Origin of the sequence: Pseudomonas petroselini (genome assembly GCF_045037875.1) — a bacterium.
Classification (GTDB): domain Bacteria; phylum Pseudomonadota; class Gammaproteobacteria; order Pseudomonadales; family Pseudomonadaceae; genus Aquipseudomonas; species Aquipseudomonas petroselini.
Genome location: NZ_CP173614.1, coordinates 2,358,148 through 2,383,263 on the forward strand (window position 1 = coordinate 2,358,148; position 25,116 = coordinate 2,383,263).

Annotated in this window: 28 protein-coding genes, 1 tRNA gene and 1 pseudogene; 13 read left to right on the forward strand and 17 right to left on the reverse strand. The window is 60.8% G+C overall.

Annotated features, from left to right (window positions below; all coding sequences use genetic code 11):
• Positions 1-50: 50 nt before the first annotated feature.
• The 4 genes from ACI512_RS10935 to ACI512_RS10950 all read right to left on the reverse strand — a co-directional run bounded on the left by ACI512_RS10935 (position 51) and on the right by ACI512_RS10950 (position 3,377).
• Positions 51-1,019 carry a FecR domain-containing protein gene (locus ACI512_RS10935; protein WP_236381338.1) on the reverse strand — a complete coding sequence of 323 codons (969 nt, stop codon included), beginning with the start codon at positions 1,017-1,019 and terminating at the stop codon, positions 51-53.
• Positions 1,016-1,555, reverse strand: a complete 540-nt coding sequence (locus tag ACI512_RS10940) for an RNA polymerase sigma factor (RefSeq protein WP_236381337.1) — start codon at positions 1,553-1,555, stop codon at positions 1,016-1,018. The genes ACI512_RS10935 and ACI512_RS10940 overlap by 4 nt, the downstream gene beginning before the upstream one ends.
• 139 nt (positions 1,556-1,694) lie before the next feature.
• Positions 1,695-2,567, reverse strand: a complete 873-nt coding sequence (locus ACI512_RS10945; protein WP_236381336.1) for a dihydrodipicolinate synthase family protein — start codon at positions 2,565-2,567, stop codon at positions 1,695-1,697.
• A 27-nt stretch (positions 2,568-2,594) separates the two neighbouring features.
• The gene (locus ACI512_RS10950) at positions 2,595-3,377 is read right to left on the reverse strand and encodes an aldolase (protein WP_236381335.1); all 783 of its coding nucleotides are present in this window, start codon (positions 3,375-3,377) and stop codon (positions 2,595-2,597) included.
• A 160-nt stretch (positions 3,378-3,537) separates the two neighbouring features.
• Between ACI512_RS10950 and ACI512_RS10955 the strand changes: the two genes are divergently transcribed.
• Positions 3,538-4,065, forward strand: a complete 528-nt coding sequence (locus ACI512_RS10955; protein WP_236381334.1) for a helix-turn-helix domain-containing protein — start codon at positions 3,538-3,540, stop codon at positions 4,063-4,065.
• Between the two features lie 64 nt (positions 4,066-4,129).
• Here ACI512_RS10955 and ACI512_RS10960 read toward each other — a convergent pair whose 3' ends face one another.
• The gene (locus ACI512_RS10960) at positions 4,130-5,146 is read right to left on the reverse strand and encodes a DUF4917 family protein (RefSeq protein ID WP_012722714.1); all 1,017 of its coding nucleotides are present in this window, start codon (positions 5,144-5,146) and stop codon (positions 4,130-4,132) included.
• Positions 5,147-5,271: 125 nt separating this feature from the next.
• Between ACI512_RS10960 and yiaY the strand changes: the two genes are divergently transcribed.
• On the forward strand, positions 5,272-6,420 hold the full coding sequence (yiaY, locus tag ACI512_RS10965) for an L-threonine dehydrogenase (RefSeq protein ID WP_236381333.1): 1,149 nt from the start codon (positions 5,272-5,274) through the stop codon (positions 6,418-6,420).
• Here the strand turns inward: yiaY and ACI512_RS10970 are convergent.
• Positions 6,387-7,574: an MFS transporter gene (locus tag ACI512_RS10970; protein WP_236381331.1), complete on the reverse strand. Its 1,188-nt coding sequence runs from the start codon at positions 7,572-7,574 to the stop codon at positions 6,387-6,389. The genes yiaY and ACI512_RS10970 overlap by 34 nt on opposite strands.
• Before the next feature lie 94 nt (positions 7,575-7,668).
• Here ACI512_RS10970 and ACI512_RS10975 point away from each other — a divergent pair, with 94 nt between their 5' ends.
• The 5 genes from ACI512_RS10975 (at position 7,669) to ACI512_RS10995 (ending at position 12,863) form a co-directional block, all read left to right on the forward strand.
• Complete coding sequence (locus ACI512_RS10975) at positions 7,669-8,343, forward strand: NAD(P)H-binding protein (RefSeq protein WP_102061787.1); 675 nt, start codon at positions 7,669-7,671, stop codon at positions 8,341-8,343.
• Positions 8,343-9,251 (forward strand): LysR family transcriptional regulator, encoded by a 909-nt coding sequence (locus ACI512_RS10980; RefSeq protein WP_236381329.1) that lies wholly within the window; start codon positions 8,343-8,345, stop codon positions 9,249-9,251. Before ACI512_RS10975 ends, ACI512_RS10980 begins: the two co-directional genes overlap by 1 nt.
• Positions 9,252-9,340: 89 nt before the next feature.
• A complete protein-coding gene (locus ACI512_RS10985) occupies positions 9,341-10,534 on the forward strand; it encodes a CaiB/BaiF CoA-transferase family protein (protein ID WP_093543954.1) in 1,194 nt (397 codons plus the stop codon).
• Positions 10,531-11,472 (forward strand): hydroxymethylglutaryl-CoA lyase, encoded by a 942-nt coding sequence (locus tag ACI512_RS10990; RefSeq protein ID WP_236381327.1) that lies wholly within the window; start codon positions 10,531-10,533, stop codon positions 11,470-11,472. Before ACI512_RS10985 ends, ACI512_RS10990 begins: the two co-directional genes overlap by 4 nt.
• A 59-nt stretch (positions 11,473-11,531) precedes the next feature.
• Positions 11,532-12,863 carry an MFS transporter gene (locus ACI512_RS10995; protein WP_236381325.1) on the forward strand — a complete coding sequence of 444 codons (1,332 nt, stop codon included), beginning with the start codon at positions 11,532-11,534 and terminating at the stop codon, positions 12,861-12,863.
• On the opposite strand, the gene ACI512_RS11000 is transcribed toward ACI512_RS10995, so the two are convergent.
• A complete protein-coding gene (locus ACI512_RS11000) occupies positions 12,864-13,352 on the reverse strand; it encodes a DMT family transporter (RefSeq protein WP_231808003.1) in 489 nt (162 codons plus the stop codon).
• 77 nt (positions 13,353-13,429) lie between these two features.
• On the opposite strand from ACI512_RS11000, the gene ACI512_RS11005 reads away from it, so the two are divergent.
• The 4 genes from ACI512_RS11005 to ACI512_RS11020 all read left to right on the forward strand — a co-directional run bounded on the left by ACI512_RS11005 (position 13,430) and on the right by ACI512_RS11020 (position 16,305).
• On the forward strand, positions 13,430-14,338 hold the full coding sequence (locus tag ACI512_RS11005) for a LysR family transcriptional regulator (RefSeq protein WP_405121762.1): 909 nt from the start codon (positions 13,430-13,432) through the stop codon (positions 14,336-14,338).
• Between the two features lie 213 nt (positions 14,339-14,551).
• Positions 14,552-14,962 carry a fosfomycin resistance glutathione transferase gene (gene fos / locus ACI512_RS11010; protein ID WP_236379692.1) on the forward strand — a complete coding sequence of 137 codons (411 nt, stop codon included), beginning with the start codon at positions 14,552-14,554 and terminating at the stop codon, positions 14,960-14,962.
• Positions 14,963-15,016: 54 nt separating this feature from the next.
• Positions 15,017-15,658: a LysE family translocator gene (locus ACI512_RS11015; RefSeq protein WP_236379691.1), complete on the forward strand. Its 642-nt coding sequence runs from the start codon at positions 15,017-15,019 to the stop codon at positions 15,656-15,658.
• A 119-nt stretch (positions 15,659-15,777) separates the two neighbouring features.
• Positions 15,778-16,305, forward strand: a complete 528-nt coding sequence (locus ACI512_RS11020; protein ID WP_005785958.1) for a DUF4142 domain-containing protein — start codon at positions 15,778-15,780, stop codon at positions 16,303-16,305.
• A gap of 54 nt (positions 16,306-16,359) precedes the next feature.
• On the opposite strand, the gene ACI512_RS11025 is transcribed toward ACI512_RS11020, so the two are convergent.
• The 4 genes and pseudogenes from ACI512_RS11025 to ACI512_RS11040 form a co-directional block, all read right to left on the reverse strand.
• A complete protein-coding gene (locus tag ACI512_RS11025; protein ID WP_046034509.1) occupies positions 16,360-16,785 on the reverse strand; it encodes a low affinity iron permease family protein in 426 nt (141 codons plus the stop codon).
• 114 nt (positions 16,786-16,899) lie between these two features.
• Positions 16,900-17,400, reverse strand: a complete 501-nt coding sequence (locus tag ACI512_RS11030; RefSeq protein ID WP_046034510.1) for a methylated-DNA--[protein]-cysteine S-methyltransferase — start codon at positions 17,398-17,400, stop codon at positions 16,900-16,902.
• A gap of 491 nt (positions 17,401-17,891) precedes the next feature.
• A pseudogene (locus ACI512_RS11035) lies at positions 17,892-18,149 on the reverse strand (type II toxin-antitoxin system HicB family antitoxin); the annotation flags it as partial.
• A 188-nt stretch (positions 18,150-18,337) separates the two neighbouring features.
• Entirely contained in the window at positions 18,338-19,231 is an 894-nt protein-coding gene (locus ACI512_RS11040; RefSeq protein WP_236379690.1) for a LysR family transcriptional regulator, read from the reverse strand.
• Between the two features lie 95 nt (positions 19,232-19,326).
• Here ACI512_RS11040 and ACI512_RS11045 point away from each other — a divergent pair, with 95 nt between their 5' ends.
• Both ACI512_RS11045 and ACI512_RS11050 read left to right on the forward strand, forming a co-directional pair.
• Positions 19,327-20,490, forward strand: coding sequence for an MFS transporter (locus ACI512_RS11045; RefSeq protein WP_236379689.1), 1,164 nt, complete (start codon positions 19,327-19,329; stop codon positions 20,488-20,490).
• Positions 20,487-21,680: an MFS transporter gene (locus ACI512_RS11050; RefSeq protein ID WP_236379688.1), complete on the forward strand. Its 1,194-nt coding sequence runs from the start codon at positions 20,487-20,489 to the stop codon at positions 21,678-21,680. The genes ACI512_RS11045 and ACI512_RS11050 overlap by 4 nt, the downstream gene beginning before the upstream one ends.
• 50 nt (positions 21,681-21,730) lie before the next feature.
• Here ACI512_RS11050 and ACI512_RS11055 read toward each other — a convergent pair whose 3' ends face one another.
• From ACI512_RS11055 to ACI512_RS11080, 6 genes are all read right to left on the reverse strand, one after another.
• Positions 21,731-22,036, reverse strand: coding sequence for a DUF6482 family protein (locus ACI512_RS11055; protein ID WP_236379687.1), 306 nt, complete (start codon positions 22,034-22,036; stop codon positions 21,731-21,733).
• Positions 22,037-22,059: 23 nt separating this feature from the next.
• On the reverse strand, positions 22,060-22,584 hold the full coding sequence (locus ACI512_RS11060; RefSeq protein WP_236379686.1) for a DUF3833 domain-containing protein: 525 nt from the start codon (positions 22,582-22,584) through the stop codon (positions 22,060-22,062).
• 187 nt (positions 22,585-22,771) lie between these two features.
• Positions 22,772-22,845 (reverse strand) — tRNA-Gly (locus tag ACI512_RS11065).
• Positions 22,846-23,006: 161 nt separating this feature from the next.
• Positions 23,007-23,891 (reverse strand): alpha/beta fold hydrolase, encoded by an 885-nt coding sequence (locus ACI512_RS11070; protein WP_012722737.1) that lies wholly within the window; start codon positions 23,889-23,891, stop codon positions 23,007-23,009.
• A 306-nt stretch (positions 23,892-24,197) separates the two neighbouring features.
• The gene (locus ACI512_RS11075) at positions 24,198-24,890 is read right to left on the reverse strand and encodes a pseudouridine synthase (RefSeq protein ID WP_236379685.1); all 693 of its coding nucleotides are present in this window, start codon (positions 24,888-24,890) and stop codon (positions 24,198-24,200) included.
• A complete protein-coding gene (locus ACI512_RS11080) occupies positions 24,890-25,102 on the reverse strand; it encodes a cysteine-rich CWC family protein (RefSeq protein WP_012722740.1) in 213 nt (70 codons plus the stop codon). The genes ACI512_RS11075 and ACI512_RS11080 overlap by 1 nt, the downstream gene beginning before the upstream one ends.
• Between the last annotated feature and the right edge of the window lie 14 nt (positions 25,103-25,116).

Below are 25,116 nucleotides of genomic sequence, written 5' to 3' on the forward strand. Positions count from 1 at the left end.
AAATCCACACCTGCGAATGCAAAATATTCTCAAGTACGTGTCTTTAGGGATTATTTGCTCGGTTCGATGTGTACGATGCCATCGGCCGACGCCACGGTTTTTACCGGTAGCAGCGCGGGCAGGGCATTGAGCAGGGCGTCGGGGTCGTTTACATCCAGATTGCCCGACACCTTCAGGTGCGCCACGGCGTTACTCACCTGCAGCGGTGCCTGGGGGCGATACAGGCTCAACTCATCGATCAGGCTAGCCAGTTCGCGGTTGCGAAACGACAAGTGCCCGCTGCGCCAGTCAGCGACTTCCTCTGCGGGGAGGGTTTGCTGTTGCAACGTGCCTTTGGCGTAGCTGTAGAGGGCGCGTTGCTGTGCACCCAGCAGGCTGACGGGGCTTTTCGCGTCAGGCGCGAAGGCGACCTGGCCATGGGCGACGCTGACCACCAGTTGCTGCTGGCTGCGCCGCACATCGAAGCCGGTGCCCACCACGCGCACATTGGCTTCGCCCGCCTGCACGAAGAGTGGCCGTTCCTTATCGGCGGCCACGTCGATGTACACCTGGCCCTTTTCCAGGTGCACGATGCGCTGGTACGCCGTGAAATCCACCCGCACGCGGGTGTTGGCATTCACATACAAGGTGCTGCCATCGGGCAGTTCCAGCGTGCGCATGCCTTTGGCGTGGCCCGCGACGTGAGTGTGATACAGCTCGCGGGGCGCGCCAATAGGGGTGGCCAACACCGCGCACAGCAAGGCGGCGGCCACGGCCACGGCGGGGCGCCAGACCGACGGTTTGCGCTTGCCCAGCGCCACCGGTTTGTTCAGTTGCTGCAACTGGGCCAGGTCTGCCCACAGCTGCTCGAATTCGGCATAGGCGCGGGCATGGGCGGGCTCGGCTTGCCAGGCGGCGAAGGCTTTGCGGTCGGCACGCCCCGTGTCATTGCGGTTGCGGGCAAACCAGCTGGCGGCTTGGGCATCGATGGAGTCGCTCTCTTCGATGTCCAGGGCGTCGGTATCGCTCAGGCGGTTCATTCTGGCTGCTCCGTGCCGGGTTCGGGTTGAAGGCGTCGCTTGCAGTGCAGCAGGGCAAACGCGATGTGCTTTTCCACCATGCTGGTCGAAATGCCCATGCGCTCGGCGATCTGCGTTTGGCTCAGGCCTTCGAAGCGGTGCAGCATAAGGGCTTCTCGCCTGCGGGGCGAGAGTTCGGCGAGGACTTCTTTCAACTGTTCCAGGCGTTGCAAGCGTTGCGCGGCGACCATGGGCTCGTTTTGCTCGTCGGTGGCAGGCTCCACGTCCATGTCGGCCTGATCGTGATGGGCGGTCTGCCGTACCTTCTGTTTGCGCCAGTGATCACGCAGCAGGTTGCGCGCCATCTGGAACAGGAACGCCCGTGGCTGCTCGACCTTGGCCCGGTCGCGGTAGTCCAGCCACTGAGTAAAGACATCCTGGGTCATGTCCGCCGCGTCGCTGGCGTTGTCCGTGCGTTTGCGCAGGAAATACAGGATATCTGTATAAAACCCGCGAAAGGCATCGGCCGACAACGGGTCGGGCTTGGGACGAGACATGGATATCCTTCTTGACGAAGCACGACATGGAAAAGTCGCGGATTCTATCGAGAATCATTATCATTTGTCTCTATTTATAGAATGTGCTCGATTTAAAATGTGGAAGGGGGCTTGCTCCCTCCCACATTGGCTCGCGGCTTTAGAGCAGCAATGTTTTCAGCTGTTCGACTCCGGCCTCGCCCAATGGGAACACCGGCAAACGAGGGTCACCCACCTCCAACCCGCTCAAGCGCAGCCCGGCCTTGATCGTCGCTGGCAACCCGCCCTTGAGGATGAACTCCAGCAAGGGCAACTGCGCATAAAACAGTTCGCGCGCCTTGCCCAGGTCATTGGCCAACACTGCCGCGTACAAATCCAGATTCATCTGCGGGATCAAGTTCGGCGCGGCCGTGCACCAGCCCTTTGCACCCGCCGCGAAGGCCTCCAGCGCCAGCGGGTTGCAACCGTTGTAGAACGGCACATCGCTCTGGCGATGCAATTGGTGCATGCGCTGAATATCCCCGGTGCTTTCCTTGACCATGCTCACGTTGGCGACCTGCTTGACGATGCGCAGGATCAAGTCCACCGACATGTCGGTGCCACTGGTGGCCGGGTTGTTGTAGAGCATGATCGGCACGCCAATGCTGTCGCCAATCGCGGCGTAGTGGGCGAGGATTTCCGCTTCGCTGAGTTTCCAGTAAGACGCCGGCAGCACCATCACCACATCGGCGCCATTGGCTTCGGCGTAGCGGGCGCGACGCACGGCTTTGGCGGTGGTCAGGTCCGAGACGCTGACGATGGTCGGTACGCGCCGAGCGATTTTCGCCAGGCTGTAGGCGCTGACTTCATCCCACTCGGCGTCGCTCAAATAGGCACCCTCGCCGGTGCTGCCCAAGGGGGCGATAGCGTGTACGCCGCTGGCGATCAGGCGATCAATGGAACGGCCCAGGGCGTTGAGGTCAATGTGCTGGCCGTCGGCGCTGAACGGCGTGATGGTGTAGCCGATGATGCCGTGAAGGGTGGGGCTGGACATGGACGGTCTCCGGGTAAAAAAAGGCAATCAGTTCAGGCAATCGGCGTGTTGGCGCAGGTTCTGCCGGGCGTAGTAATTGAATGCGGCGCCATGGCGCTTGGGCCGGGAGATCCAGTCATGGGCCTCGCGCCCCAGCTCCGGCAGGATCGGCTTGATGGTGCCGGCCGCCATCGCCAGCAACTGCAACTTGGCTGCGCGCTCGATCAATTGCGCGATCACGCAGGCTTCCTCGATGCTCGTCCCGGTGGACAACTGGCCGTGGTGCGAGAGCAGGATCGCGCGCTTGTCACCCAGTGCCGTGGTGATGATTTCGCCCTCTTCATTGCCCACCGGTACACCCGGCCAGGCCTCCAGAAATGCGCAGTCTTCATAGAGCGGGCAGAGGTCCATGTGCGACACCTGCAGCGGTATTTCCAGCATCGACAGCGCGGCGATGTGCGTGGGGTGAGTGTGGATGATGCACTTCACATCCGGCCGGCCACGGTACACCCAACTGTGGAAACGGTTGGCCGGGTTGGGGATGCCGTGGCCCTCCAGGACTTCAAGGTCTTCATTCACCAACAGCAGGTTGCTGGCGGTGATCTCATCAAACCCCAAACCCAGTGGCTGAGTGTAATAGGTGCCCGGTTGCGGCCCGCGCGCGGTGATCTGCCCGGCCAAGCCGGAGTCGTGGCCGTTCTCGAACAGGATGCGACACGTCAGCGCCAGCTTTTGCCGGTCGGTCCACGTATTATCCGCGAGGGTGTTTTGCATCTGGATCAGCGCTTGCTTGACCAGCTGGTCTTTCGGGAGTGCTAATGTCTTGGCCATATCGGTGTCCTTTGGGGGGTTCAATGGACGTCTTGGTTTGCTGTCTCCCGCTGCTCGCAAGGTCGTTGGGTGAACGCAAATGACACTAAAGATGCTATATGACACATTGTGTCATTGGCAAGCACAGCTCATCGCTTACTGCATGGATTAATCGCAGCGCATGTCTATCCGTTTGAAATTATTGAGAAAAAAACTTGGCGTGACCTTGGAAGCGCTGGCTGAAAAGTCCGGCATGACCAAGAGCTACCTGTCCAAGGTCGAGCGCGGGCTCAACACGCCGTCGATTGCCGCCGCGTTGAAACTGGCCAAGGCGTTGAACGTGAAGGTCGAAGAGCTGTTCAGCGAAGACAGCGTGAGCCTCGACAGCTACAGCCTGGTGCGCAGCCATGAGCGTCCGGACACCTCACCGGGTTACGCCGTGCTGGCCCATCAGGTCAGCGAGCGCAGCCTGCTGCCGTTCATCATCTACCCGCCGGCGGAGTTCACCGACAAGACCTTCAAGGAGCACGTGGGGGAAGAGTTTCTGTTCGTGCATGAAGGCCAGGTGGAGGTGGATTTCATGAACGAACGGGTGATCCTGGAGCGTGGCGACGCGCTGCACTTCAATGCGCAGAAGCCTCATCGGTTGCGCTCGGTGGGGCCGGTGCAGGCGCAGTTGCTGGTCGTGGTGCACAGTACCGAAGACTGACCACGATGCCGGGTTGAAATGCAGTCCAATGTGGGAGCGAGCAAGCCCGCTCCCACACTGTTGATCAGCGTTCGACGGGGACTGACAGTGCCGGATTGCCCAATGGATGCGTCCGCCCCGCAAAAAATTTCAGCTCCACCCCAGAGCCATCAAACAACTCCGAATACCGCCGCTTCTGCTGACGAATAAACCCGTCAGTGCGCCCCGACACCGAGATCGCCAGCGTCGTCACGTTGGCCTGGCGAATCGCGTCCACCAGATGCTTGTCCTGCGCCCCCAAATCATGGCCGAAGACGCACAGCGCACCTTCATGACTCAGCAACTGCTCATAACAGAACGACAGGTAATCCGAACTGCGGATGGTCTTGAGCTTTTCTTCCACCTTGCCCTCGCTGACAAACAGCGGCACGTCATCCAGGGTCTTGAGGGTGTTATTGATCGCAAAACTACTGAGCAAGGTACTGTCGGTGGTCGGCAATTTGCGCGCGGTGCCATCCAGGTTGCGCACCAGGTGCAGGCCCCCGTGCAAGTACAAAATGCGCGTGGTGTCGGTACGCGTATTGCGCAGATCGAAGCTGGCGTCGGCGCTGCGGAATAAGTCGTCGATGCCGGGGGCATGCAGGATCGCCCAGTAGTTCAGCAGGTCGTAATTGGTGGTAAACACCGTGGGGTAGTTCGCCAGCTCGCTGTTGATCGTCGCCAGCGTCGACGGTTGCACCAGGCGCCATGGGATATGCACGGTGTGGATAGTGTTGATCAACGCTTCCTTGATCGCGTAGTAGCGATTGCGCGGTGCCGCCGAGCTGACCGCCAAGGCCTTGTTGACCCGGCTGGTGGTCTTCAACGCGCCCAGGGCCTGCTCGAAACTGCGGGTCTGCAGGGCGTCGAACACGCTGAGTTCGGATTGGCTCAGGGGTTTCTCTTCGACGGTGCGGGCGTTTTCGAACAGCGAGTCGTAGGCGAAGTCTTCCCAAATCGTGCGGCTTGCGCCGTTGCCGATCAGAATCCCGCTGAAGTCGAGGGTCGCGCGCAGTGCGCTCCAGTCTTCAAGGTGGGCGTCAATATCCTGGAAATCCTTCATTGCGGCGGGTCTACTCGAAATCGGCTGGACGGTGACTTTATCACGGGTTGGCGTTGATCCTGATCAAGATGCCGCAGGCAAGTGAGGTGGATGCTGTAGGCATAAACGTCATCCGAGGATTCGCCATGAGCAGCACCTTCTTCATCCCCGCCGTTAACATCATGGGCACCGACTGCCTCGACGAAGCCATGATCGCCATCCGCAACTATGGCTTTCGCAAAGCGTTGATCGTCACCGACGCGGGCCTGGCCAAGGCCGGTGTGGCCAGCATGATCGCCGAGAAACTGGCGATGCAGGACATCGACTCGGTGATCTACGACGGCGCCAAGCCCAACCCCAATGTGGACAACGTCGAAAAAGGCCTGGCGTTGTTGCAACAGAGCGAGTGCGATTTTGTGGTCTCCCTGGGCGGCGGCTCGCCCCATGACTGCGCCAAGGGCATCGCCCTGTGCGCTACCAACGGCGGGCATATCGGCGACTACGAAGGCGTCGACCTGTCCAGCAAGCCACAGCTGCCACTGGTGGCCATCAACACCACCGCCGGCACCGCCAGTGAGATGACCCGCTTCTGCATCATCACCGACGAAACCCGCCACGTGAAAATGGCCATCGTCGACCGCAACGTCACGCCGTTGCTGTCGGTCAACGACCCAAGCTTGATGGTCGGCATGCCCAAGGGCCTCACCGCCGCCACCGGCATGGATGCACTGACCCATGCCATCGAAGCCTATGTGTCCACCGCCGCCACACCGATCACCGACGCCTGCGCCATCAAGGCCATTGAACTGATCAGCGCCAACCTGCGCCTGGCGGTACGCGACGGTAGCGACAAGGTCGCGCGGGAAAACATGGCGTATGCGCAGTTCCTTGCCGGCATGGCCTTCAACAATGCGTCGCTGGGTTTCGTGCACGCCATGGCCCACCAGTTGGGCGGTTTCTACGACCTGCCGCACGGTGTGTGCAACGCGGTGTTGCTGCCCCATGTGCAAAGCTTCAACGCCAGCGTCAGCGCCAAACGCTTGAGCGACGTGGGCCGTGCGTTGGGTGCCGACATCAAGGGCGTCACCGACGAAGAGGGCGCCCAAGCCGCCATCGCCGCCATTCGCAGCCTGGCCCATGACGTTGAAATTCCTGCCGGATTGCGGGAGCTGGGCGCCAAGTTGCAGGACATTCCCTTGCTGGCGACCAATGCGCTCAAAGATGCGTGTGGTTTGACCAACCCACGGCGGGCGGATCAGCGTCAGATCGAGGAGATCTTTCGCAGCGCGTTTTGATCCGACCGGCAGCGGGCGACGCACATTGATGCGGCGCCTGCCAACGCCACACATAAAGCTGCTAACGGCCACGCCTGCGGACTCACCAGCAGGCTCGCCATGCCGCCGATCAATGCGGCCATCAACTGATGCATAAAGCCGCTCAAGGCCATGGCATAGGAGCCGTTCACCGGCGATTCATCGTTGGCCACGGATAAACTGATCGGGTAACTCATCGACTGCCCCAGTACGGCCACGCAATACGGTAGCCACAGCAGGATGGCGAGCCCGCCAGCAAACACACTGCCCAGCAGCATCACGGCCGTCCCCGTCAGCACCAGGGTCACACCCCAGCCCATCATCTTCAGCCGCCCCGTGCGAGCCACGAAGCGGTTGACCATCAATGCCCCCGCCAGATACGCCGCGCTGATTGGCCAACCCAGCCAGCCATATTGCGCCGCGCTCCACTCGAAACGTCCTTGCAGAATCAACGGTGCGCAGGTGTTGAAGGCGATGATTACTCCATAACCCAGGCCACCGGCCAAGGCTGCATGCAGAAACGGCGGATGCCGCACGATCGTGGCGTAAATGCGCCAGGCGGATGCACAAGCGTCGGCTTTCACCCGTGCCGGGAACATCACTCGCTGCAACACCAGCATCAACATGACCGCGCCAATCGCCAACCCGTAGAAGATCGCCTCCCAGCCGAAGATCACCTGCAACAACGACCCAACGAATTGACCGATGCCCAAAGCGATCACGAACGTCATGCCCAGCCACGACAACCCTTTTGCCAGCAATGCACCGCTGAAACTGTCGCGCACCAACACCCGCGCCATCACCGAAACGCCGCCCGCGCCCAACCCTTGAATCAGCCGCAATGACAGGAAGGCTTCAACGTTGAATGCCGAGGGGATCGCCGCACTCGCCAACGCGTACACGGCAAGCGCCGCCAACAGCACAGGCTTACGCCCAAAACGCTCGCCCAGGCTGCCCCACAGCAACATCGGCAACGCCATGCCGACCAGGTAGATCGCCAGGGCTAGCGCGACGTGGTCTTCAGCCGCCGAGAGGGCGCGGGCGATGGCGGGGACGGCGGGCAGGTAGCTGCTGATGCCGACTTGGGCGAGGAAGGCGGCGCTGCAGGCCAGGGCGAGGGTGGTGGTATTGTTCAAGGGCAGGCTTTTCCTTTTTCAGCGGTAAACTACAAGCTGATAGTGTGTTTGTCTCTAACGTGCGGCTAATCGTTTGTAACCAAGGAACCAACCCATGAGAGTTCTGTTATTCGGCGCCACCGGCATGGTCGGCCAGGGTGTCCTGCGCGAGTGCCTGTTGGCCGCTGACGTTCAGGAAGTCGTCGCCGTCGGCCGCACGGCCTTGACCCAAGAGCACGGCAAGCTGCACCAGGTGTTGCACGGTGACATGCTGGATTTCCAGCCCTTGGAGAACCTGTTGCAAGGGTTTGATGCGTGCTTCTTCTGCCTCGGTGTCTCATCGGCGGGGATGAATGAAACCAAATACACCCACCTCACCTATGACCTGACACTGGTCGCCGCCAGCACGCTGGCGCGGCTCAATCCGCAGATGACCTTTATCTACGTGTCCGGCGCCGGGACCGACAGTTCCGAGGCGGGCAAGTCGATGTGGGCGCGGGTCAAGGGCAAGACCGAGAACGCCTTGCTGCGCCTGCCGTTCAAGGCGGTGTATCTGTTTCGGCCGGGGGTGATCCAGCCGTTGCATGGCGTGCGGTCGAAGACGCCGTTGTACCAGTCGTTCTATTCCGTGCTCGGGCCGTTGCTGTCGTTGGCGCGTCGGCTGAAACCGGGTTGGGTGGTGAGTACCGAGACGGTGGGGCGGGCCATGTTGCAGGCGGCCAGTCATGGCGCGCCGCAGCCGGTGGTGGAACAGGCCGAGATCAATCGGCTGGCCAGCGAGCGTCGCTGATGCTGCACAAGAGCCTGGTACGTCGGCTGGACCTGATCACATTGCAGCTGTTCGTTGCGGTGTTTGAGGAAGGCACGCTGACCCGTGCCGCCAACCGTGAAGCCATTGCCGTGTCGGCTGCCAGCAAGCGCTTAATGGAGTTGGAGCAGGTGCTGGGCGTCAGTCTGTTCGTGCGGCGTGCCAAGGGCATGGACTTGACGGCGGCTGGCGAAACCCTGTTGCACCATGCGCGACAGATGCTGTTCAACGTCGAGAAGATGGGCCTGGAACTGGGCGAGCATAGTCACGGTGTGCGCGGTTATGTGCGGATGCTGGCCAATCTGTCGGCGATCATTCAGTTCCTTCCGGAAGACCTACGGGACTTTTCTGAATTGCACCCCGAAGTGAAAACCGACCTCGAAGAGCGTCCCAGCAATGGTGTTGTGCAAGGCGTGCTGGATGGCGTGGCGGACCTGGGGATCTGCTCCAGCGACACCGACACCAAAGGCCTGCCCAGCGTGACTTATCGCCACGACAAACTGGTGGTGTTGATGCCGAAGGATCATTCGTTGGCCTCCCGCGAAAGCCTGGCCTTCGCCGAAACCCTCGACAGCGATTACGTCGGCCTGCACGCCGCCAGCTCTATCAATATGCGCACCCACGCCGCCGCGCGTGAGGCGGGCAAGATGCTGCGCCTGCGCATTCATGTGCCCGGGTTTGATGCGATGTGCCGGATGGTCCAGGCGAATATGGGCATCGGTGTCCTTCCGCAGAAGGCCTATGAATTGTTCGGCCGCGCACTGGGTTTGCATGCCGTGCCGCTGACGGATGACTGGTCGGATCGCAGCCTGATTCTGGTGGTGCGCGACGAGGCGCAGTTGTCACCCGTGAGCCGGTTACTGTTCGATTATTTGAGTGTTCGCGTTTAGCGAACGCTCCTTGCCAACTGACGGTTGGATTTCTCCTGCGCCGCCCCTCTAGTCTTGGCAGCACATTCCAAAAACAAGAGGTACACCCCATGACGGCTCCCCTGAGCGGTATCAAGGTGATCGAGATCGGCACCCTGATTGCCGCGCCGTTCGCCGCCCGGCTGATGGCCGAGTTTGGCGCCGAGGTGATCAAGATCGAAGCCATGGGGCAGGGCGACCCACTTCGCAAATGGCGAAAGCTGCACGAAGGCACGTCACTGTGGTGGTACCTGCAATCGCGTAACAAGAAGTCCTTGGCGCTGGACCTCAAGTCGCCGGAAGGCCTGGACCTGATCAAGCAATTGCTCGGTGACGCCGACGTACTGATCGAAAACCTGCGCCCCGGCGGCCTGGAAAAACTCGGCCTCGGCTGGGACGTGTTGCACGCCCTCAACCCCAAGCTGACGCTGGTGCGCATCTCGGGCTACGGTCAGACCGGCCCGTATCGCGACCGCCCCGGCTTCGGTGCCATCGGCGAGGCGATGGGCGGCATCCGCTACACCACCGGCAACCCGGACTCGCCGCCGGCGCGGGTCGGCGTGAGCCTGGGGGATTCCCTGGCGTCGCTGCACGGCGTGATCGGCGCACTGATGTCGCTGCTGCGGGTCAAGACGGGGCAGGGCGACGGGCAGATTGTCGATGTGTCGTTGGCCGAAAGCGTGTTCAACCTGATGGAAAGCCTGGTGCCGGAATACGACATGCTCGGCCATGTGCGTGAACGCAGCGGCGGCGCCTTGCCTGGCATTGCGCCCTCCAATACCTACCTGACGGCCGACGGCGCCTATGTGGTGATCGCCGGCAACAGCGACCCGATCTACAAGCGCCTGATGACCACCATTGGTCGCACCGACCTGGCCGAAGCACCCGAGTTTGCCCATAACGATGGCCGCGCCGCCAAGAGCGGGTTGCTCGACGCTGCGATTACGCACTGGACCAGCAGCCTGCCCATCGAGCAGGTGCTTAGCGCCCTGGAAGCGGCTGAAGTGCCCGCCGGGCGTATCTACTCCGTGGCCGATATCGTCAGCGACCCGCACTACCAGGCGCGTGACATGTTGCTCAATGCCGAGCTGCCGGGCGGTGTGTCGGTGAAGATGCCCGGCATCGTGCCCAAACTCTCGGAAACCCCCGGCGGCGTGAACTGGCAGGGTCCGTCCCTGGGGCAACACACCGACGAAATTCTCGGCAGCCTGGGCCTGGCCGGCGCGGATATCCAACGCCTGAAAACCTCGGGGGTGGTGCAATGATCACAGACTATTCAGACCCGCTGATCGTGCAGGAAGTGTCCCCGCGCGATGGCCTGCAAATCGAGCCGACCTGGGTCGAAACGACGGATAAGATCGCCTTGATCGACCAGCTTTCCCAGGCCGGTTTCTCGCGGATCGAAGCAGGCTCGTTCGTCTCGCCCAAGGCCATCCCGGCATTGCGCGATGGCGAGCAAGTGTTCCAGGGCATCGAGCGCAAGCCGGGTGTGATCTATGTGGCGCTGATCCCCAACCTCAAGGGCGCCCAGCGTGCCATCGAGTCCCGCGCTGATGAGTTGAACCTGGTGATGTCCGCCAGCCAGACCCACAACCTGGCCAATATGCGCATGCGCTGCGAGGCGTCGTTGGCGGCGTTTGGCGATATCACACGCTTTGCCGCCGACCACCCGGTAAGGCTCAACGGCAGTATCGCCACCACCTTCGGTTGCCCGTTCGAGGGCAAGATCGCTGAAGACCGCGTGCTGCAGATTGTCGAGGCGTACCAAGCGCTTGGAATCACCGGTATCAGCCTGGCCGACACCACCGGCATGGCCAACCCGCGACAGGTCGAGCGCCTGGTCAAGCGCGTGTTGCAGCGCGTGTCCGCCCGCGATCTGACCCTGCATTTCCACAACACTCGTGGCCTGGGTCTGTGCAACGTGCTGGCGGCTTATGAGGCCGGCGCCCGTCGTTTTGACGCAGCGCTCGGTGGGTTGGGCGGTTGCCCGTTTGCGCCGGGGGCGTCGGGCAACATCTGCACTGAAGATTTGGTCAACCTGTGCGAGGAGGTCGGGATTTACACCGGTATCGACCTGCCGCACCTGCTGCACATGTCCCGTCGCTTGCCGGCCCTGTTGGGTCACGAACTGCCCGGCCAGGTGGCCAAGGCCGGGCGTAATTGCGACCTGCATGCCCCCCCGGCCTACATCGCCGCGCTGTAACACAGCACCAGACAACAAAAACAATCGGGCGCCAATGAGCAGCCCGCTGGAGAGAAAGCATGAGCACTAATACGTTGGAGGCCGGCGTGCGCCCGGCCGCTGAAATCGATGCCGAAAAAGCCCTGGTCAGCAAGGTCGCCTGGCGCCTGATGCCGCTGATCATGGTGTGCTACCTGTTCGCGTTTTTTGACCGTATCAATATCAGCTTCGCAAAGTTCCAGCTGCAGGCGGACCTGAGCCTGAGCGACACCGCCTATGGCTTGGGCGCGGGGTTGTTCGTGGTGGGTTATGTGATCTTCGAAGTGCCGAGCAACATGATGCTGTACAAGGTCGGTGCCCGGCGCTGGATTGCGCGCATCATGATGTCGTGGGGCCTGGCGACGGCGGCGATGGTGTTTGTCACCGCCGAATGGCAGTTCTATGGCCTGCGCTTCATCATCGGTGCGATGGAGGCGGGTTTCGCGCCCGGCGTGCTGTATTACCTGACGTTGTGGTTCCCGCAGCACTTCCGGGGGCGTATCACCTCGATGCTGTTCCTGGCGTCGGCGTTTGCGGGCCTGGTGGGCGCGCCGTTCTCCGGCCTGGTGCTGGAGCACCTCGACGGCGTCTTCCAGATGCGTGGCTGGCATTGGCTGTTCCTGCTCGGTGGCTTGCCGTGCATCGGCCTCGGGTTCCTGGTGCTGACATTGCTCAAGGACCGTATCGAAGACGCCCATTGGCTGACGCCGGCGGAGAAGGCCTTGCTGGCCAGCCGTATCGCCAAGCATGAGCCGAACTCGCATGGAGGCTCGCTGCTGTCGGCGATCCGCATCCCTGGGTTCCTGATGCTTGGGTTTATCTACTTCCTGATTCAGGTGGCGTCCTACGGCCTCAACTTCTGGGCCCCGCAACTGATCCGCAGCGCCGGCACCCAGAGCCCGGTGATGATCGGACTGCTCACGGCGATTCCTTATGTGTGCGGTGCCATCAGTATGGTGGTGATCGGGCGACTGTCGGATGCCACCGGCGAGCGGCGCAAGTTCGTCTGCGGCCTGGTCGTGCTGGGGGCGGTGGGCTTCTTCTGTGCGGGCATTTTTGCCGACCACACCACCTTCCTGATCATTGCCCTGGGCATGTTGGGCGCGGGCATCATCGCTTCGATCCCGACCTTCTGGACCCTGCCTCCCAAGTTGCTGGCCGGTGCCGGGGCAGGCGCGGCGGGCGGTATTGCGGTGATCAATACCCTCGGGCAGTTCGGTGGCATCGTCAGCCCGGTGATGGTAGGGCGGATCAAGGACCTGACCGGCAGCACCACCCCGGCGCTCTATGTGATCGGCGTATGTGCGCTGTTGGCCGCGGCGCTGTTGTTGTGGGGCCTGCCACAAAAGCTGCGCACCCTCGATAAGGGCTGATCAGCCAGCGGTCGCCAAGGCGCGGGCGGGCGTGGTGCTGAACTGAATCAACGCTACGCCCCCGATCAACAACAACGCGCCAAGAATCCGGGGCGTTGTCAGTTGACGCTCCACCAGGCCGAACAGGCCAAAATGATCAAGCGCCAGCGAGGCCAGAATCTGCCCGGCCATGGCCAAGGCGATAAAGCCCGACGCGCCGAGTTTGGGCAGCAGTATCAACGCCAGGGAAATAAAGCACACGCCAAACGCGCCGCCCGCCCACATCCACAGCGGCGCCTTGCTGATAAACGCCAGGCTTGGCAACGGCAAGCGCAGCGCGATTATCACCGGCAGCAACACGAGGATGCTCACCAGCAATGACGCCAGCGTGGCCCACAGCGGGTGACCCAGCCCGCGCCCGAGGTTGGCGTTGATCGCACTCTGGAACGGCACCACTGCCCCGGCGACGACCGCCAGTGCCAATAAACCCAGCCAATGCAACGTGGTCATTTTGAATCTCCTAGAGGTTTTGCTGGACTCTAGGCTATTCGTCGCGCAAATTTAAATTCCAAGTTCTTATGCCGAGCATGCAGCTGATGAATGATCTGCGCCGCATCGACCTCAACTTGCTGGTGATTCTTGACGCCTTGCTCAGCGAGCAACAGGTCACCCGCGCCGCCGAGCGTTTGCACCTCAGTCAACCGGCGGTCAGTCATGCGCTGGCGCGCTTGCGTGATCTGCTCGGTGATCCGCTGCTGGTGCGTCAGGGCGGCAGGCTGGTGCCAACCGCTCGCGCGCTGGAGCTGGCCACGCCACTGGCTGAAGCCCTGGCCCAGGTACAGGCCTTGCTGGCGCCCAATCGCTTCGACCCGGCGTCGGCCAAACGCCGGTTTCGTCTGGCGATGTCTGACTACAGTGCGGCGATTTTCCTACCTGACCTGGTGCGTACGTTGCGCCGTGAAGCGCCGGGTATTGACCTGCAGATTATCCAGGCCAGCCGTGAAGGCATGGTGGAGGGCGTGCTCAATGGCGACCTCGACCTGGCTGCCGGTGTTTTCCCCGACATGCCTGCCGAACTGAATACTACGCCGTTGTTCGACGAGCACTACACCTGCCTGGTGGACCGCAACAGCCTGCCGGCAAGCGGCATATTGGACCTGCCCACCTACCTGTCACGTCCCCATGTATTGCTGGAAATGCGCGGCAGTGGCACGCCGGAAATCGAACGGGCGCTGACGGCGATTCGTCAGCGTCGGCACGTGGCGATCAGCCTGCCGCACTGGGGTGTGGCGCCGCAGCTGATTCAAGGCACCGACTTGATTCTTACCGTGTCGTCGCGTGGCTTGCTGAATATTGATCACGCGCACTTGCTGGCCGTACCGCCGCCGTTTCATATTCCGTCTTTTGCGTTTGAGCTGGCATGGCACGCAAGGCGGGGCGGGGATGCGGGTTTGCAGTGGTTGATTGGACGGGTGCAGGGGGGGTTAAGTGATTGAACATCCGCTACGAGGATGCGGGTGGCTGGCGCCGCGTATGGAAAATCCGCATGACTTGTAATCGTCCCTCTCAGATACGGTACGGAACGATGTAGGGCCATCGAGGCATAACCCTCTTGCGTGTTCCAAGTGCAACATACTACCTCGTCACCGCCACCATGATTTGTCCCGTTCGTGAGGGGCGCGCGTTCTGAACGTGAAAAGGATATTCCCATGCTTTGCGGCTTCAACCACCTGACCCTGGCTGTCACCGACTTGGACCGCAGCGTCCGCTTCTATCATGAGTTGCTGCAACTTCAGCTGGATGCCACATGGGACTCCGGCGCGTACCTCTCGCTGCCGGGTCTATGGCTGTGTCTGTCACTCGATCCACTGCGCGACGTCAAGCCAGCGGCCGATTACAGCCATTATGCGTTTACCGTCGCGGCGGCCGATTTCACCGCGTTGGTCGCACGCCTGCGAGCTGGTGATGTGCAGGAGTGGCGTGACAACCGCAGCGAAGGGGCGTCGTTCTATTTTCTCGATCCCGATGGCCACAAACTCGAAGCTCATGTCGGTGACCTGGCCTCGCGGCTGCAAGCGTGTCGCACCAAGCCCTATGCCGGAATGAAGTTTTACCCGTAGCCTTGGAACGTGCAGAATCCCAGCACCTCTTGACCCTCTGTTTGAGTCGCGCCCATGACCCCATCCTTGTTACTCGCCGTCCTCGCATCTGGATTTATCTACGGTATTACGCCTGGACCGGGCGTGTTGGCTGTGTTCGGCATCGGCGCCGCCCGTGGTCGCCGCGCAGGGGCGGGTTTCCTGTGCGGGCATTTGCTGGGGGATGTGGTGTGGTGCTCGACGGCATTAATCGCCATCGTTGGCGCGCGGGAAGTGGGCAGCAGTGCGTTTGATGTGCTCGGCGTGCTCAGCGGCCTGTACCTGTTCTGGCTCGGCTGGCGTGCGATTCGCACTCAGCGTCGCAGCGGCGATACACCTCAGGGCGCGGCACGGCATCCGTTCTGGCACGGCATTCTGTTCGGCCTGACCAACCCCAAGGCGTACCCCGTGGCTGTGGCGACGTTTACGGCGTTGCTGTCCAGCCGTGCCGAGTTGCTGACCTGGTCGATGCTGCCTTCGCTGATCTTCCTGAGCTTCATTGGCGGCGTGCTGGCCTACGCGATCCTGATCGGCGTGGTCGGCGCCCAGCGGGTGCGCACGGTGTATCAGCGGCACGAAATCCTCATCACCCGGCTCTGCGGTGTGATGTTCATCGGTTTCGCCATCAATGCCCTGGCGCACGCGTTGCCAGGCCTGTTCGGCAGCAGACCCACCTGAATTGAGGACGACCGTTCGTCGCACTGGCGAGTTTTTTCTAAACCTTTGCCGCGCATAAAATTCGAATCCAGGGCGGGGTGTGTTCCCTCGCACTTATTTTTACCCTGGAGGAACCCATCATGAGCCGCATGGCTATCCGGTTACGCACCGCCAGTTTCGCGATGCTGCTGGGCCTCGGCGCCAGCAATGCTTTCGCCCAGTCACCTGCTGAATTCATCGAGCAGGCTTCGGCCAAAGGGATGGCTGATATCGAAACCAGTCGCATGGCCCACGCCAAAACTTCGTCCCAGGAAATCAAGGACTACACCATCGAGGTGATCAACGAGCGCACCCTGGCCAACCAGCATTTGGCAGCCATTGCCAAGAAGCTCGACCTGCCGGTGGCGCCGCGCGAGAAGATCGTCGATAAAGCCGAAACCCTGATGCCCGAACTCAAGGACGGCGACTCCTTTGACGCCGCCTACACAGCGCAACAGGTGAAGGAAAACGAAGACGCTATCGCCCTGTTCAAAAAGGAAGGTGCAGCGTCGGATGTACCGGAAATAAAGGCCCTTGTGGATGAGACGTTGCCTAAGTTGGAGGAGCGTCTGCAGAAAGCCCGCGCATTGGCCTCGACTTACGGCAAGGGACATCAAGGTGACGGTTGAGTCTGTCACCTGAACTGAAAAACGGCGGTTGGAGCTTCTCCAACCGCCGTTTTTTCATGCCTGGTTCAAATCGGTTTTGATCGGCGCCGCATCGTCGACGTGCTCGCCGCAACTGCTATTGAGACTGACGTTGCCCGTCGCGCCGATGCTGCGGTATTCCTTGCGCAGTTTCTCCAGTTCTTTACGGTCCAGCCCATCCAGGCTCAACACCGCATTCTGCGCATCCTTGGAAACGCGCAGCAGTTCATCGATCTTGATATGCAGGATGTCGTTGTCGCGGTTCTGCGTGTTCTGGATCAGGAACACCATCAGGAAAGTGATGATGGTGGTTGAGGTGTTGATGATCAGCTGCCAGGTGTCGTTGTAGTGGAAATATGGCCCGCTCAGGCTCCACGCCAGGATCAACGCCATCGCCGCGTAGAACGTACGCGGGCTGCCTGCCCAACGGGACAGGGACTGGGAGACTGCAGAGAATTTCATGACCGCTTTTCCTTTGGAAGGGGGGTGATGAAAGAGTGGACCGCAGCGCGTCTTTGAAATTTCTTTTTACATTTGGCGTGATGAGCAACGTGGAAAGTTTTGTCGTCGGCGACCTTAAAAAGCCAATTGCGCCTGGCCGGTGCCTTCCAGTGCCAGCAAATACTGCTTGGCTTGCAACCCTCCGGCGAACCCGGTCAGCCCGCCTGATGCACCAATCACCCGATGGCACGGCGCAATGATCGAAATCGGGTTACGTCCATTGGCGGCACCTACCGCACGTACGGCTTTCGGCTTGCCGATCTGCTGCGCGATCTGGCTGTAGCTGCGGGTTTCGCCGAACGGAATCGTTAGCAGCGCCTGCCAGACCTGCTTCTGAAAGTCGGTGCCCGAGAAATCCAACTCCAGCTCGAATTGGTGGCGGGTACCGGCGAAATACTCCTTCAGCTGGCGCTCGGTTTCCAGCAGCACCGGGCTGTCATTGGCCTCGCGCAATTCACCCAGGCGCACACGGTTGGCGCGCTCGTTTTCCCACAGGATGGCGCCGAGTCTGCCGTTGCGCGCCACCAGGGTGAGTTGGCCAACGGGGGAGGGCATGAGCGTGTATTCGTAAGGCATGGGCGTAATCCGCGACTCTGTATGGCGCCAGTATCCGTCTTGCGTGCCTTGGGGAAAACTCGTTTCTTGCGATGGAATTCTACACGGGCTAAAAACGCCAGTGAATCCAGTTGCCTGACCCATAGACCCAGGAAACCAGGAAGACAAACCAGATTACCGAGGGCGTTGACAGTGCAACCACTGAGCCTAGGTTGAGTAGAGCAATGATGGCCGCGCCGATTGTCAGGCCTCGGCTGGCATGTTGCCTTGCGTACCATGCGCCATAGAAGGACCCGGCAACGGCCGCTATCGATGCAACGCGTCCCAGGCCAAAAGGGATCGGCGTCAGTGGGAGCAGTAGCGGGATTATCAGCACTAACCCCACGACTTTTCTAAGAACCTGCCTCGACGTTTTTTGTCCACGCGGGAGCATTCTGCTGTGTCCTGTGGCTGGGTAAGGTGCTTGCGATGCTGATAGGCGAACGATGAAGCCTCTGTAGGGATTGGCTTAATCAATGTTCCTGCTGAAGCACTTTCAGCGCCGCTGACGCCAGAAACCCCGAACGGCTTTTTTCTTCCGGGTGGTGCAGCACATAGTCGTCGATGCGGTTCAGCAGATAGCCGGGTAACGTGATGTTGAGCTTCTGCGCCTTGCCCAGGTACTTGGTGACATCAATGTCCACTACGGCCCAGGTGCAGCCTGCGTATTGAGGGTTGGCGGCATGTAAAGTGACCTTTTGCGCACTGGGAATCGGTGCACCGTCTTCGGATGGGGAATCGTCACCAGCCCCGGCTTTGTCGGGTGCTTGAAGTGGTGGTGACTATAACCACTGATTTGGAATTATCAATACTCTACCTCCCAGCGGTCGATGACCGGCATTCTGGTAGGCGGTAAAGGGAGTGTATGAGCGCCTCAGAATGGCGCCGGAGATAGGTATTGCGGGGTTTTGCTAAGACGTTACTGAGTATGTAGCGTCTGTGCAATGACGGCGAGAAACGCATCCACCAGCACACTTTTTGTTTCAGTTCGGGTCAGTGCCAGCAACTTTGCACACGCATCCCCCTCCACCAGCGGCCTGTACGTCACGCCTTTATTCATCAGACTCTGCGTGCACGCCGGTACCAATGCCACACCTTGACCGGCCGCCACCAGTGCAATGATCGATGTGATCTGCCGCCCGGTCGGGCCGGGGCGCATGGGTTGGCCGTGGTGTCGGTAAAGCTGTTCGATGGACCGGTTGAGCCCCGATCCATAATCGGCTGGAAACAGAATCAACGGGTAGGCACTGAGCTGCGCCAGGTTGACGCTCGGCTGACTGGCCAGCGGACTGCCACTGGACACGGCGGCCACCAAGCGTTCTTCGCCCAAGGACAGCGCTTGCACCTCGTCGCGCTGTGGTAACAGGCGACTCAGCCCGATATCCAGCCGACCGTCCGCGACCTGCGCGCCCAGGCTGCCTGAGGCACACTCCACCAGGGTCAACTGCACATCGGGAAACCGCAGGGCAAACGCCTGGATCGCCTGGCTGAACAGATCCGACAGCGCGATCGAGCTGACATACCCCAGCGCCAACTGCCCGGCAGTGCCCGCCGCCAGCTTGCCGGCGATCACTTGCGCCAATTCCACCTGCTCCAGCACGCCGCGTGCGTAGGGCAGGAATGAACGACCTTGAGCGGTGAGGGTGACGGTGCGGCTGGTGCGATCAAACAGCTTGAAGCCCAGCTCGGTCTCCAGCGCCGAAATCTGCCGCGTCAGCGGCGGCTGCGCCAGGTGCAGCCGAATGGCCGCGCGACCGAAGTGCAGTTCTTCGGCGACGGTCAGAAAGTAACGCAGCTTGCGTAGGTCGAGCATCCTGGTCCTTGGGTATTGATCGGTCCGAAATCGGTATTGGTTCAGGACCCACCGGCCATTCTATAAAGACCTCACAAAATAAAACGAGAGGTTTCATGAAACCGCGCCTGCATTGTGCCCGCCTTGCCCTGTTCCTGTGTGGCTGCGCGGCGTTCCTCAACCTGTACGCCACCCAGAGCATTCTCCAGACCTTTGCCACGCAGTTTCAGATCAGCGCCAAGGCAGCAGGGTGGAGTATCACCGTGACAACGTTGGCCGTGGCAATGACTGCGCCGTTTGTCAGCCGGCTGACCGGGCGCTTTGAGCAACACACGGTGATCAGCATGGCGGCCTTGCTGCTGGCGGTGCCGGCGCTGATGACTGCCTATGCCGACAGCTTTGCCGAAGTGCTGGTGTGGCGGTTTGTCGAGGGTATGTTGATCCCTGTGGTGTTCGCCACCAGCGTGGCGTATATCGGCGACCGCTGGAGTGGCGGCACGGTGACGGAAGTCACCAGCCTTTATGTGGCGGGCACTGTGTTGGGTGGCTTTGCCGGGCGCTTTGTCACGGGGGTGATGACCGAGTACGTGGGCTGGCGCGAAGCCTTTGAATGCTTGGCGGTGTTGAGCCTGATGGTGGGCGGGTTTATTCAGTTCTTGTTGCCTGTGAGTCGTGCGCGCTCGGCGAAGGTTCAGTCCCCATTTTCGGCTGTTTTTCGCAAGCCTTTGCTGGCGGCCTACGCAGTAGGATTTTGTGTGCTGTTCTCCCAAGTTGCAGCGTTTACCTACGCAGGTTTGTACCTGGGATTACCGCCATTCAATCTCGGACCTGCGGCGTTGGGCACGCTTTACATGGTGTTCCTGCTGGCGCTAATCGTGATCCCCATCGCCGGTCGCCTCAGCAAGTCGCGGCCTCACGCCGAACTTCTAAGCGTTGCTGCGCTGCTCGGCATCAGTGGCTCAGCGCTGACGCTGGTGCCTTCGTTGTGGTGCATCGTGGTGGGCCTGGCCCTCAGTTCCACCGGCGTGTTTCTCGCTCAGGCGGCGGCCAACGCCTTTACTGCCGCTACCGCCCGCGATAACAAAGCAAGTGCCGTGGGCGTGTACCTCACGTGCTATTACCTGGGGGGCAGTTGCGGTGCGATTGTCCCGGCGTTGATCTGGGAGCGCTGGGGCTGGACCGGGTGTGTGGCGCTGATTATCACCTTCCAGATACTGACCTTGCTGATCGCCCTGAACGGCTGGAAGCCCTCTGAACCTGAACTGATCCCGACGCCATGAACGACACTGTCGCTGTGCCCGCTCCCGCCTCATCAACCCGTCGACGCACGCTGATCGCCGGCTGCAGCGCCCATGCCGTGCATGATGGCCTTACCGACGTCATCTATGTGCTGCTGCCGATCTGGCAAACGCAGTTCGCGCTGTCCTACGCTCAGGTCGGACTTTTACGCGGGGCCTATTCAGGAATGATGGCGGTGTTCCAGCTCATGGCCAGCCGCGCCGCGAAACGCTGGGGCCGTGTGCCGATGCTGGTGGGCGGAACCGCCCTCGCGGGGGCGGCTTATCTAATGGTGGGGCAAACCACTGGACTGGTGATGCTACTGCTGGCGTTGCTGTTGGGCGGATTGGGCGCCAGTACCCAACACCCACTGGCGTCCTCGATGATCAGCGATGCCTATGAGGACGGTGGCGGAATCAAGCAGGCCTTGGCCCAGTACAACTTCTCCGGTGACATTGGCAAAACCCTGGTTCCCGGACTGGTCGGCTTGTTGCTCACGGTCATCAGTTGGCGCGCCAGTGCCACGTTCCTGGGATTGCTGGGGTTGGCTGCGGCGGGGTTGTTGTGGTGGCTGATTCCCCGCCAGCCGGACGCCTCGGCGGCGACCCAAAAAAACAAGTCGCCTATCGGAGCCGGCTCTGTCACCGGCCTGCGCGCACTGATCCTCACCGGCACCCTCGACAGCGCCGTGCGCATGGGTTTTCTCACGTTCCTCCCGTTTCTGCTGCAAGCCAAAGGCGCGGGCACCGCCGGTATCGGCCTGGCCCTGACCCTGCTGTTTATTGGTGGCGCGTTCGGCAAATTATTCTGCGGCTACCTGGGCGCGCGCATCGGCATGATGAGGACGGTGTGGTTGACTGAAAGCAGCACGGCGTTGCTGATCGTCGCCGCCGTGTATTTGCCGCTGACCGGGCTGATGGTGATGTTGCCGTTGCTGGGCCTGGTGCTCAATGGCACGTCGTCGGTGCTATACGGCGCGGTGCCAGACCTGGCGGGTGCAGGTAAGCGGGAGCAGGCGTTTGCGGTGTTCTACACCGGTACGATTGGTGGCGGGGCACTGGCGCCGGTGGTGTTTGGCGGGGTGGGGGACGCATTGGGCGTGCCGGTCGCGGTGATGGTGCTGGCGGGGGTGTTGTGGGTGACGTTGCCGTTGGCGTGGGTGGTGCAGCGGGGGATGGAGAGGGAGGATTGATTGCCTCTTTTCGTACCGGAAACTCAGTTCTGTCCTACATATGCGCAGCCTTAAACGGACGAATCCAGCGTAAACGGAATTCGCAACGCACCAATAGGCCCTTCCCGAACACCGCACATTTCATCGTGTACGCAGTGCTGCACCAGCACACAGGGAAACGGCGGAACCCGTTGCAACAAATCGCGCAAATGCGTGGTGGAGCGGATGCGCAGCGGCTTGGCATCATCACCCAGCAACGTCATTTCGGCATGATCCAACGTAACGCGCGCGAGGTAGAAACCACCCTCCAGCGACAGCAGCTGCAGCTCGCGAATTTCGCCTTTTACTGCCAGTTCAGTCAGCCTGTGCAGATTCATGATTCACTCCCCTGGTGGGTCATTCACTGACGACGAAAGAACAACGTGACCTGGCCCCATTCGACGCCGAACTTGGTCATGCTGGAGCGGTTGATCAGGGTGTCTTCGTCCATCAGGTACATCCAGTCATCAAAGCTCACCTCGTAGACTGAGCCGTCCACCGGCAGGTTGAGTCGGTAGCGCCAACGCAGTGCGTTACCCGCCACTTCGCCAATGGCCTCGCCAACCACATCTCCCGCCCGACCGCGCCAGCGCCCCGGGCCATCCGGTGTCAGTGTCCACACCCGCTGTTGACGCGTGCCATCGCTGTACAGGAAGCGCTCGTCGAGAATCAGGGCGTTCCCCTCGCGTCGGCTGGCGATATTCACTTCAAAGCGCTTGGCCACTTCGCCCGAGCGTTTCTGGAAAATCCCCCAAGCCTTGACGGGCTTGCTGAAGAATCGCTCCAGGTCCAGTTGCGGCTGTTGGCCAGCGTAGTGCTCGACGCTTACGTTGGCGCAACTGCCCAAGCTCAAGGCCAGCAACAATGAAACCAATAGACGTGTCATTGCTCGGCTCCGTGATGGTGTGTCAGTGCTTTGGAGTGATAGTTGTACAAAAATATTGATTTGTACAGGTATGCTCGACGCAAGTCGCTGATACGTCAAATCGCGGCCATAAAAAAACCGGTCTCAAAGGACCGGTTCTTTATGCATCCCCCGTCAAAAACAACCTGACGTGGAACATGAATTTGAGTGGAGCGGGTAGAGGGAATCGAACCCTCGTCGGAAGCTTGGGAAGCTACTGTTCTACCATTAAACTATACCCGCTCAGAGCGGCTGACTTTGTACCAGATGTTCACCGGGATTTGAAGTTTTTCTTCAAAAATGTGTGTGGGAGATGGCTTGCCTGCGATATCGACACCTCGGTGTGTCAGTCACACTTCAGTAAGGCTGTCGCAGGCAAGCCAGCTCCGACACAAGCTTGCACCTCAGATTGCAAATGCATGCTGCGTCTGGCCATGTTGATAACGCAACCGGCTGACCTGCCGCTCCGGTTTCAAGAAGCCCACCACCGCATCCCGACTGTCGCGGCATGCTGCTTTGTGCTCCATGTCCAGAAAATGCCCGGTGGCCTGGATGGTACTGAAGCTGCTGTTAGAAACATGCTGCCCAAACAACTTGGCATCCTGGGCGCTGGTGTACTCGTCCCATTCGCCGTTCAGGAACAACACCGGAATATCGATCTGCTTGGCCGCCTTGAGGTAGCACAGGCGATCGCTGTTCAGCACATGGCTGATGTGAAAGTGCATCTGCCCGTACTCATGCTCGGCCAGGCTGCTCACGTGTTTGTAGTTGAACCGCTTGAACAGTGACGGCAGGTGTTTGCCGATGGTGCTGTTGACCAGGTGGCCGACGCGGTCGCGGTCGAGGTTGCCGAGGTAGTCGACGCCTCGTTCCAGGTAGTCGCGCATCGGTGCGTTGATCACCGGGGAGAACGAGCTGATCACGGCTTTTTCCACGCGACGAGGGCGGTGCGCGAGGGCGACCAGGGTGGCGGCGCCGCCCCAGGAAAATGAAAGAACGTGTTCGGCGGCAAAGTGGTCGATGAGCTCCAGCAGGAGCTGGCCTTCGACTTCCTTCGTCAGCATTTGCTCATGGCGGTTATGGATTTTGGAACGACCCGCGTAGGGCTGATCGTACAAAACCACATTGAACTGCGGGTACAGGCTTTTCACGGTTTGGGCGAAGGATGCCGTGGTGGCCATGGAGCCGTTGACCAGGATGATGGTCTTTGCAGCAGCGTCCGCGCGATAGAACTCCGTGTAAACCCGGTATTGACCCTGTATATCCAACACAGCGATTTCTGGCCTCATGTCGTAAGACTCCTGGCAAGCGGGTAGGGCGCGCAGATCACTCTGCACGAGCTATGTGACAGGTAGGCATACGCCTGGAAAGTGAGGGCCCATGTCGATCCGATGACGGCTGGCCGACGGGTGTTGTTATGGCGGGCTGTTTGCCGGGAAGGCCCGTAGATCAAGCGCGGGCGGGGCAAGGTGTTTCTTGGAGGTTATAGGCGACTCGCCAGTCATATTTAAACTGGTGATTCTGATTCAAGCAGCAGAGCGGGTGCCCCGCAAGGCGATGGAGCAGTTTTTTGCCCATCACCGGCTGAACGGTCGTCAGACCTGGCGGATTTCGTCGTCAGTCAGCGCACGATAGTGGCCCGGCGCGAGGGTCGCATCCAGCACCAACGGGCCCATGCGCTCGCGATGCAGGCCGATCACCTTGTTATCAAAGTGTCCGAACATGCGCTTCACTTGATGGTAACGACCTTCGATGATGCTCAGCCGCGCCGTTGTTGGCCCAAGCAATTCCAGCTCGGCGGGTTGAGTCGTGAGGTCCTCGAAGGCGAAGTACAGGCCGTTGGCAAAGGTCGTCGCATACTCAGGGCCGATGTCCTGTTCGGTCTCCACGTGGTAGACCTTGGGCAGTTTGGTCTGCGGCTGCGTCAGGCGCCGCGACCATTGACCGTCGTTGGTGATCAGCATCAGGCCAGTGGTGTTGAAATCCAGGCGACCGGCAATGTGCAGCTCATCTTTGTCCGGCTCGTCGAGTAAATCCAGGACGGTCGGGTGTTGCGGATCCGTCGTTGCGCTCACGCAACCCTGGGGCTTGTGCAGCATGAAGTAGCGCGCCGGTTTGCCCGCTTGCAGCACTTCATCGTCCACGCATACGCGGCTGAATGTCCGCACTTCATGATGAGGATCGCTGACGGCCACGCCGTCGATCGACACGCGCCGCTCAACCAGCAACAGGCGCACTTGCTTGCGATTGAACCGCGGCAGGTTGCTGAGGAAACGATCAACCCGCATTACGTCGGCTCAGCGCCACGCAACTGCGCATCGACCTGGGCGCAACGCGGGCACAGGCAGGCTTTGTTGCGCAACTCATCGGGCAGGGCTTGGAGCACGGCGGGGTCGATGGTGACGCTGTAACACCAGCAGGCCTGGTCGACCGTACGTGGGTCAGCCAGGCTGCAGTCGTTGCGGGCCCCGCAGGCGGGGCAAAGGGTTGGCGTGGTCATGGGCAGGTTCGGGC